This is a genomic window from Roseomonas sp. CAU 1739, assembly GCF_039839775.1.
In the GTDB taxonomy this organism is placed as follows: Bacteria; Pseudomonadota; Alphaproteobacteria; order Acetobacterales; family Acetobacteraceae; genus Neoroseomonas.
The window spans coordinates 1-8,854 of record NZ_JBDOQQ010000043.1; the positions used below are offsets into that span (position 1 = coordinate 1).

6 protein-coding genes are annotated in these 8,854 nt (G+C 66.4%); all 6 read left to right on the forward strand.

The annotated features are described in order from the left end of the window. Positions 1 to 206: 206 nt before the first annotated feature. Positions 207 to 941 carry a GntR family transcriptional regulator gene (locus AAFN86_RS29345; RefSeq protein WP_347547266.1) on the forward strand — a complete coding sequence of 245 codons (735 nt, stop codon included), beginning with the start codon at positions 207 to 209 and terminating at the stop codon, positions 939 to 941. A gap of 1 nt (position 942) precedes the next feature. Continuing rightward, positions 943 to 3,081, forward strand: coding sequence for a hydantoinase/oxoprolinase family protein (locus AAFN86_RS29350; RefSeq protein ID WP_347547267.1), 2,139 nt, complete (start codon positions 943 to 945; stop codon positions 3,079 to 3,081). 3 nt (positions 3,082 to 3,084) lie between these two features. Beyond that, positions 3,085 to 4,806 carry a hydantoinase B/oxoprolinase family protein gene (locus AAFN86_RS29355; RefSeq protein WP_347547269.1) on the forward strand — a complete coding sequence of 574 codons (1,722 nt, stop codon included), beginning with the start codon at positions 3,085 to 3,087 and terminating at the stop codon, positions 4,804 to 4,806. A gap of 92 nt (positions 4,807 to 4,898) precedes the next feature. After that, positions 4,899 to 6,494: an ABC transporter substrate-binding protein gene (locus AAFN86_RS29360; RefSeq protein WP_347547270.1), complete on the forward strand. Its 1,596-nt coding sequence runs from the start codon at positions 4,899 to 4,901 to the stop codon at positions 6,492 to 6,494. Positions 6,495 to 6,514: 20 nt separating this feature from the next. After that, positions 6,515 to 7,504 carry an ABC transporter permease gene (locus AAFN86_RS29365; RefSeq protein ID WP_347547272.1) on the forward strand — a complete coding sequence of 330 codons (990 nt, stop codon included), beginning with the start codon at positions 6,515 to 6,517 and terminating at the stop codon, positions 7,502 to 7,504. Then, positions 7,501 to 8,460, forward strand: a complete 960-nt coding sequence (locus AAFN86_RS29370) for an ABC transporter permease (protein WP_347547273.1) — start codon at positions 7,501 to 7,503, stop codon at positions 8,458 to 8,460. Before AAFN86_RS29365 ends, AAFN86_RS29370 begins: the two co-directional genes overlap by 4 nt. Positions 8,461 to 8,854: the final 394 nt, after the last annotated feature.

Genomic DNA, 8,854 nt, shown 5'->3' on the forward strand with positions numbered 1-8,854 from the left:
TCGATCCGCCGCACGCCGATGCTCTACCGTCCACACCATCATCCGCCCCACGAATCGTCCGCAGGATCAGCGAATCACATCCGATTCAGCCGATTCAATTCCTTTCCGGATGGGCTCTAAGGATTGCTCGACGATACGCGACGTTATCATGTTGACATGTCAACATGATAACCTGCAACGTTCTCTTGTCGCAGCAGGCGGACCCGATGTCAGATCCCATCCCGCTCTATGCTCGTATTCGGCGTGACCTGAAGGAACGGATCGCGGCCGGCACCTATGCGCCGAACCAGGCGCTGCCGACTGAGGCGCAGATGTGCGAGCAGTTCGGTGTCAGCCGGATCACGGTCACAAAGGCGCTGGACGGGTTGATCCAAGACGGGTTCATCATCCGTCGGCGAGGTGTCGGCACGTTCGTCGCGCCGAATGCTGCCGTGGCGAAGTCCATCCGCCTCGTGGGATCCATGGATGAGATGCTGGCGCCGCCGGCATCAGGCCTTCACCGCACCATGCTCTCCCTGCGGAAGGTCGTGCCGCCTCCCGATATTGCCAGCACTTTAGCCATTGGCAGGGGCGAGCGGGCTCTGCGCGCAGACTGGCTGTATGAGGCAGCCGAGGGCGTCTTTGCCTATGCGACGGTCTTTGTGCCTGAAGCGATCGGCGACCGACTGACGCCTGAAGCGCTTTCGGATAATCGCCCCATGATCCAGATCGTGCGCGACGTTATTCCTCAGCGGATCCTGGGCGGACAGCAATCGGTCGAGCCCGCGCTGGTGGACGCGCAACTCGCCAGGTGGCTGGATCTGCCGCGCCGTTCGGCGGTGCTGCGTGTGGTGCGCACTTTCTTTGCCGAGGGCGGCCGCCCGGTCGTGGTGGGCTATGCCTGGTATCACCCGCAACGCTACCGCTACATCGTTCACCTTGAACCTGGTGGAAGGGACTGAGGTGAACGATACCGTCATGACCACACCGCATGGCCGCGCCGGTCGCTACCGGATCGGCATCGACATTGGCGGTACCTTCACCGATGTCGTCGTCGTCGATCAGCAGACCGGCGATCTGCGCCTGGCGAAGGTGCCGAGCGTGCCGAAGGATCCCGCCGCCGGCTTCCTGGATGGTCTCGACAAGGCGCTCAGCCGCCACGGCATCGCCGCGGGTGATATCGCCTTCGTCGGTCACGGGACCACGGTCGCGACGAACACGATCATCGAGGGCCGTGGCGCCCGCGTCGGGCTGATCACCTCGGAAGGTTTTTCCGACGTCCTCGAGATCGCCTATCAGACGCGACCCGATCTTTTCGATCTGATGTATGAGAAGCCGCGCCCGCTGGTGCCGCGCCGCTGGACGGTCGGCGTGCCGGAGCGAATCGGCCCGGATGGTGCCGAACTCATCGCCCTCGACACCGACGCCTGCGTCGCCGCTGCGCGGGCGCTGCAACAGGCGGGCGTCGAGGTCGTCGTTATCGCCTTCCTGCATTCCTACCGCTTCCCGGTGAACGAGAACGCGGCCGCCGCGGCGATCCGCGCTGTCCTGCCGGACCTCGCAGTCGTGACCTCCTCCGGTGTCTGTCCGGAGTACCGTGAGTATCAGCGCACCAGCACTGCGGTGGTGAATGCGCTGCTGCTGCCGCATGTCGGCTCCTATGTCGGGCGCCTGACAGAGGCGCTCGCGCAGCGCGGCGCGGCGGTGGGCGTGCATCTAATGACGTCCTCGGGCGGCGTCATGTCGGCTCCCGTGGCGGCGCGGTTCCCGGTGCAACTCATCGAATCCGGACCGGCGGCGATGGCGCTCGGTGCCGCCTATGTCGCTCAGCGCGCCGGCTATCCGAACAGCGTCGTCTTCGACATGGGCGGCACCACGGCCAAGGTCGCGCTGGTGACCAACGGCACGCCGCGCGTGACTGAACAGTTCGAGGTCGGCGCCATGGCGGTGGCGAGCGATACGGCCGGACGCGGCCGCGGCTATCCTGTCCGCACGCCAAGCGTCGAGATGGTTGAGATCGGCGCCGGCGGGGGCAGCATCGCTGCGATTGATCCCGGCGGTGCACTCGGCGTAGGGCCGGAGAGTGCCGGCGCGGATCCCGGCCCGGCCTGCTACAACCAGGGCGGCGAGGAGCCGACGATCGTCGATGCCAACCTCGTCCTCGGCCGGCTCAATCCCGACTTCTTCCTCGGCGGGGAGAAGTCGCTCGACCTCGCCCGCGCACGTCGCGCCATTGAGGAGCGGATCGCCCGCCCGCTCGGCGCAACTGTCGAGGAGGCAGCGCTGGCCATCGTCGAGATCGCGGTGGCGCGCATGGCCGGTGCGCTGCACATGGTCACTGTGCGGCGCGGCATCGACCCCCGCGGCTTCATCCTGGTCGCCTGCGGTGGCGGCGGACCGCTGCACGCGGCGGCTATCGCGCGCCGCGCCGGCATGAGCAAGGTGCTGATCCCGACAGCGCCCGGGCTGACCTCCGCACTAGGCCTGCTCGCGACGGATCTCCGCCACGATCTCGTCCGCAACACCATGGTGCGAGCCGAGAGCGCCGATCCCGCTGGGATCGATGCGATCTTCACCGAACTCCAGGCGCTAGGCGAACAACTCCTCGCGGAACAGGCAGTGTCGCGCGACCGTATGCGCATGTGGCGCATCGCCGAGATGTGCTATGCTGGGCAAGCCTTCCAGCTCCGCATCCCGCTGCCGGACGGGCCTGTAACGGGGGACGTACTCGCCGGCCTGGCACAGCGCTTCCACGAAGCGCACAAGGCGGCCTATGGCTTCGCGAGCGAGGGCGAGCCGACCATGCTGATGGCGCTCCGCCTCACCTCGCAGGGTGAGATCGAACGTCCCACCCTGCGGCCGCTGGCAAAGGGCGGCATCGATGCGACGGATGCGATCAAATCCGAGAGGCGCGTTCGGCTGCATGGCGCACCGCATCTCGTGGCTTGTCCGGTCTACGATCGCACCCGGCTACTCGCCGGCAATGTCATCGCTGGTCCAGCGGTGATCGAGCAGATGGACACGACCACGTTGCTGCCGCCGGATGCGCGCGCGACGGTCGATCCGGGCGGCAACCTCATCATCGAGCTGGGGGCACACTGAACCATGAGCCTGGTGCGCCGGACATCCGACAGCGACCTCGGCGGCCTCGCGGCCCATGTGCAGGCGCCCGACCTCGACCCAATCACCTTCGAGGTGCTGCGCAACGCCTATATGACGCTGACCGACGAAATGGCAGTTACGCTGCGGCGCACGGCCTATTCGACCAACGTCAAGACGCGTGGCGATTTCTCCTGCTCCATCATGGATCGCAACCTCCGCGTCGTAGCCCAGTCAGGCCAGCCGGGGCACCTGGTGAGCATGGCGACGGCGGTGCCGCTCTCGGTGCGGGAACTGGGCCTCGACACGATGCGCCCTGGCGACGCCTTTCTGGTGAACGATCCTTATCGAGGGTCGAACCATCTCAACGACATCACCTGCTTTGCGCCGGTCTTCATCGGCGATGAACTTGCCGGCTTCGTCGGCAACATGGCCCACCACGTCGATGTCGGCGGCGCCTCTCCCGCGAGCCTCGGGGTCAATACCGAGCTGTTCCAGGAAGGCGTGATCATTCCTCCGACCCGGATCGCCTCGGCGGGCGCCATCGACAACAATGTGATGAACCTGTTGCTCGCCAATGTGCGGCCGCGCCGCGAGGTGCTGGGTGACCTGCGCGCACAGCTTTCCGCGAATGCCGTCGCGGCGCGACGGCTCGGCGAACTGGCGAAGGAGCATTCCCTCGGGTTGCTGCAGCACTTCGCCGATGAACTCATTGCATATACCGGACGCTGGGTGGATAGCGAAATCCGCGCCCTGCCGCAGGGCACCTTTCGCGCCGAGGTGTTCCGCGACGATGACGGCGTCACCGACGACCCGATCCGCCTGAATCTCGCCGTCATCATCGCGGATGGCACGGCGACGCTCGACGTCACGGGGTCGAGTGCGCAGGTTACCGGCCCGATGAACGCGACGCGGATGCAGACCAGGCGGTCATTGACGCATATCCTGCGCTGCCTCGCCGATCCGCGCGTGCCCAACAACTCGGGCTTCCTCGACCGCGTGCAGGTCGCCGGCCCCAACCGCACGGTGCTGACGGCCGAGCCGCCCGGCGCCGTCGTCGGTGCCTTCGAGACGATGTACCGCGTCGTCTCCGGCATCATGCTCGCCCTGCATCCCGCACTGCCGGACCGGCTGCCCGCGGCGGGCAAGTCGCTGGTGGTCAATCTCGGTTTCGCCGGCTGGAACCCGAAGCTTGCAGAATACTACTGCTACATGGAGACCGTCGGCGGCGACGATGGTGCCCGCCCGCGCAAGGACGGTCATGACGGTGTCCAGGCCGAGATGCAGAACACCGAGAACGCACCGATCGAGGAATTGGAGCTGAACTATCCGGTGATGATCCGGCGTTACGAGCTGATTCCGGACAGCGGCGGGGCCGGGCGGTTCCGCGGCGGCCTCGGCATGCGGCGTGACTTCTGGTTTCCGGACCAGGAGTGTTCCTTCTCGATCCTGTCCGACGGACGCAAGTTTGCGCCATGGGGTCTCGATGGCGGGCATGATGGTGCCTGCGCACGTTATATTTTCGACCCGGAGGGCGAGGCGCGTGAACTGCCTTCGAAGGTTACGCTGAAGGTGCCGCGGGGTGGCGTCGTCAGCGTGCAGACGCCGGGTGGTGGCGGCTTCGGGCCGGTTGCAGCCCGCGATCCGGCGGCGGTTGCGGCCGACCTCTCCGACCGCAGGATCTCGGGTGATGCAGCAACGAAGGTCTATGGCGTGACACAGCGCTGATGTGCTGACTGCTCGCGCGCCGATGGTCGGGCGCACGTCGCGGGCGGCAGATCGGGCTGCATGCGCAGGATGATGCAAGTGGAGGCGTAGATATGAAGGATAGTCGACTTCGTATTGCCCTGGTCGTCACGGCCCTGGTTGGGATCGCCTCGGCCCCGCACGCCGCCCGTGCGCAGGAACTGCGGCTCGCGCTCCAGCGCGACACGAGCTCCCTCGATTCCATGCGCAACTGGGATGCGCTGTCCCTCGCCATCACGGCCAACATCTACGACACGCTGGTCGATTTCGAACCCGATCGCGGCTTCTATGCGCGGCTTGCCGAACGCTGGGAACAGGTCGAGCCGACGCGATGGCGCTTCCATCTACGTCGCGGTGTCACCTTTCAGGGCGGGCAACCCTTTACCGCCGACGACGTCGTGTTTTCAGTTGAGCGCATGCGCAACCCCAAATCGCTGGGCCGCAACGTGCTGCGCAATCTCGTCGCCGTCGAGAAAGTGGACGACTTCACCGTCGATCTGGTGTCGCACACGCCCGACCCGGTGCTGATCAACCAGCTCAATACACTGATGATCATGTCGCGAAGCTGGGCGCTGGAGAACAACGCCATCGAGCCGGCCGGGGTTGGCCCGAACGAGACGAACCATGCGGTCAACAACGCCAATGGCACCGGACCCTACGCCGTCGAGAACTGGGAACCGGGCATCCGGCTGACGCTGCGCCGCAACCCGGCCTGGTGGGGTTGGTCGGAATGGCGCGGCAATGTCCAGCGCGCCGTGCTCACGCCTGTCGCCTCGCCAGCGACGCGGGTGGCGGGGCTGCTGTCGGGCGAACTCGACATGATCGCGCCGGTGCCAGTGCAGGATGCCGAGCGGCTACGCAGCGGGCCCGGCACGCAACTGGTGGCGGGCCACGAGGCGCGCGTCGTCTATCTCGGGGTCGATGTGCATCGCGAGCGCATCGCCTCGGGCGGGACGGAGATCACCAATCCCTTCCGCGATCGCCGCGTCCGCGAGGCGATCGCACGTGCGATCAACATGGACGGCGTGAACCGCGTCGTCTTCCGGGGCTTCGCGGCACCAGCCGCGATGATCGTCCCGAACGGCGTCTCCGGCTTTGATCCCGACGCGAGGCGGCCGGTCTTCGATCTCAATCGCGCCCGCGCGCTGATGCGTGAAGCCGGCGTCGGAGACGGCTTCCAGATGACGCTCGATTGCCCGAACGGGCGCGAGGTCGGCGACCGGGAGATGTGCGAGGCGCTTGTCTCGCTGCTTGCGCGCATCGGCATTCGCGTCGAGCTCAACGCGCAGCCTCCCGCTCGCTGGGCGCCGCGCGTCTTCGGCCGTGAGACGAGTTTCTACTACATGAGCTGGGGCAACAATGGCTGGGCGGGTGGCAACACGCTTTACGACCTGCTGTCCTGCGCTGAAGCGCAGCGCCCCGGAAGCTTCAATTCCGGCGGCTATTGCAACCCCGCCCTGGACGCCGAGGTGACGCAGGCCCGCCAGGAGACCAATCCGCAGCGCCATCTCGCATTGCTGCGCGCCGCCTTCGCGATCGTGCAGGCCGACATGCCGCTGATCCCGCTCTACGAGCCGCCGATCCTGTGGGCGACGCGCAGCGGCATTACGGTCAAGCTGCGTCCCGATGGTCGTGTCTTCCTGCCGCACGTCGTCATGGCCGGACGTTGATCCGGCATGGGTAACCGCCGGTGATCGGCTTCCTGCTTGGCCGCCTGCCCCAGGCGGTCGGGGTGATGCTCGTCGTCGCGCTGCTGGCCTTCGTTCTCTTTCGCTTCGCCGGCGATCCGCTGACGTTCCTGTTGGGCCAGGAGGCCACGGCCGGGGAGCGCGAGATTGTGCGCGAGCAGCTTGGCCTGAATGCGCCGCTGATCGTGCAGTTTGGCCATTTCATTGGCAACGCGCTGCGCGGCGAATTCGGCATCTCGTACCAGCTTTCGCGCCCCGTGGTGGAGGTGATCGCCACGCGACTGCCGGCGACCCTCGAACTGGCCTTCGTCGCGACCGTGATCGCAATCGGCTTCGGACTGCCGATGGGTCTTTACGCAGCGCGTTACCCACGGAGCCTGCTGTCCAAGGCTTTCATGGGCTTCTCGCTCGTGGGAATTTCCCTGCCGAGCTTCTTCCTCGGCGTCCTGCTGATCTACTGGCTCAGTATCAGGTTCGGCCTTTTTCCGAGCTTCGGGCGCGGCGAGACGGTCCGGCTGGGCGCCTGGTGGACGACTGGGCTGCTGACGGCGAGCGGGCTGCGCTCGATCGTACTGCCGGCGATCACGCTGAGCCTGTTCCAGCTGGGCTTCCTCGTCCGGCTGGTGCGGGCGGAGGCAATGGACGTGCTGCGCGCCGATTTCATCCGCTTCGCCCGCGCCCGCGGATTGCGGGAGGGCAGCCTGCTGTTCTCCCATGTGCTGCGGAACACCTCGGTGCCGGTCATCACGGTCGCCGGGCTCCAGATCGGCTCGCTCACGGCCTTCGCGATCATCACCGAGAGCGTTTTCCAGTGGCCGGGTGTGGGCTTCCTGTTCATCAACGCGGTGCGTACCGTCGATATCCCGGTGATGGCCGCCTATCTCATGCTGGTGGGGCTGTTCTTTGTCGTCGTGAACCTCGTCGTGGATCTGCTCTATCTGGCCCTCGATCCGCGCATCCGCCGCGGGGCAGGTCCCGGGACGGCGCGATGAGCGCATCGGGGCGGCAGCTTCCGACGCGCCGGAGTTGGGCGGCGCTATGGACCTGGTGGCAGTCGCCGAGCGGTGACCTGCTGGCGGCTTTCTTCCGGTCGCCGCTTGTCGTGGCGGCAACCGTCGCGGCCGTCGGGCTGCTTGCAGCCGGCGCGCTGGCACCCTGGATCGCGCCCTACGACCTGACGGATTCCCTGAACATAGAGCTGCTCGATGCCTTTACGCCTCCGGTGTGGGAGGATGCGGGACAGGCCGCCTACCTCCTCGGGACGGATGCGCATGGGCGGGACATGCTCTCCGCAATCCTGTTCGGGTTGCGGACCTCATTGTTCGTCGGGCTGTCCGCTGTCGGCCTCGCTCTTGTAGCCGGGGTGGGCCTCGGGCTGCTGGCCGGGCTCGGCCCTCGATGGCTGGACGGGCTGATCATGCGGGCTGCCGACGTCCAACTCAGCTTTCCTGCCATTCTGGTGGCCCTGATCATCGACGGGCTGGCGCGTAGCTTCATGCCCCAGGCGGTTCATGCAGAGGTCGCGCTTTTCGTCGTCATCTTCGCGATCGCGGCGGCGAACTGGGTTCGCTTCGCCCGCACGGTCCGGGCCTGCGTCCTGATCGAACGCACTAAGGACTATGTGAATGCTGCCGCCCTGATCGGTCGATCGCCAGCCTATGTCGCCATCCGCCACATCCTCCCGAATGTCGCGAGCCCGATTTTCGTCATCGCAACGGTGGATCTCGGCGTGGCCATGCTGCAGGAGGCGACGCTGTCGTTCCTCGGCGTCGGCATGCCGCCGGATCAGCCTTCGCTGGGGACGCTCGTCGAGAACGGGCGCAACTACCTGTTGTCGGGCGAATGGTGGATCGCAATGATGCCGGGCTTGACCCTGGTGGTCCTGGTCCTGTCGATCAACATACTGGGTGATTGGCTGATCACCGCCGTGAACCCGAAGCTGCGCTGACGGAAGCGGCTGACGACACCAATGGCGGCGGCTACGACGACTTGATCGTGTGTGCGGCCGGTGCTGGCTGCTGCAGTCGATTGGCTGTCGGCTTGACCGGCTCCGATCCTCCAGATCGCGGCAATGGTGGCGGCGCGCGATGGGCGAGGCGCGCAGACCGGGTAACCCGGGATCGGGTCACTCCCGCACGCACGGCGAAAGCATCGGTGCTGATCCCCTCAGCCAGAACCAACCGATCAGGCGATACGCGATGGACCTCTGCTACCATACGTGTGAACCGGCGTGGAAAAAGGGCCCCCATGTGGAGTGCGCCCCTTGGGGTGGACAGGATCAGGCGGCGGCTTTGACCGTCTGCCGGGCGTGTTGTGCCTCGAACTGCACGGGGCTGAGGTAG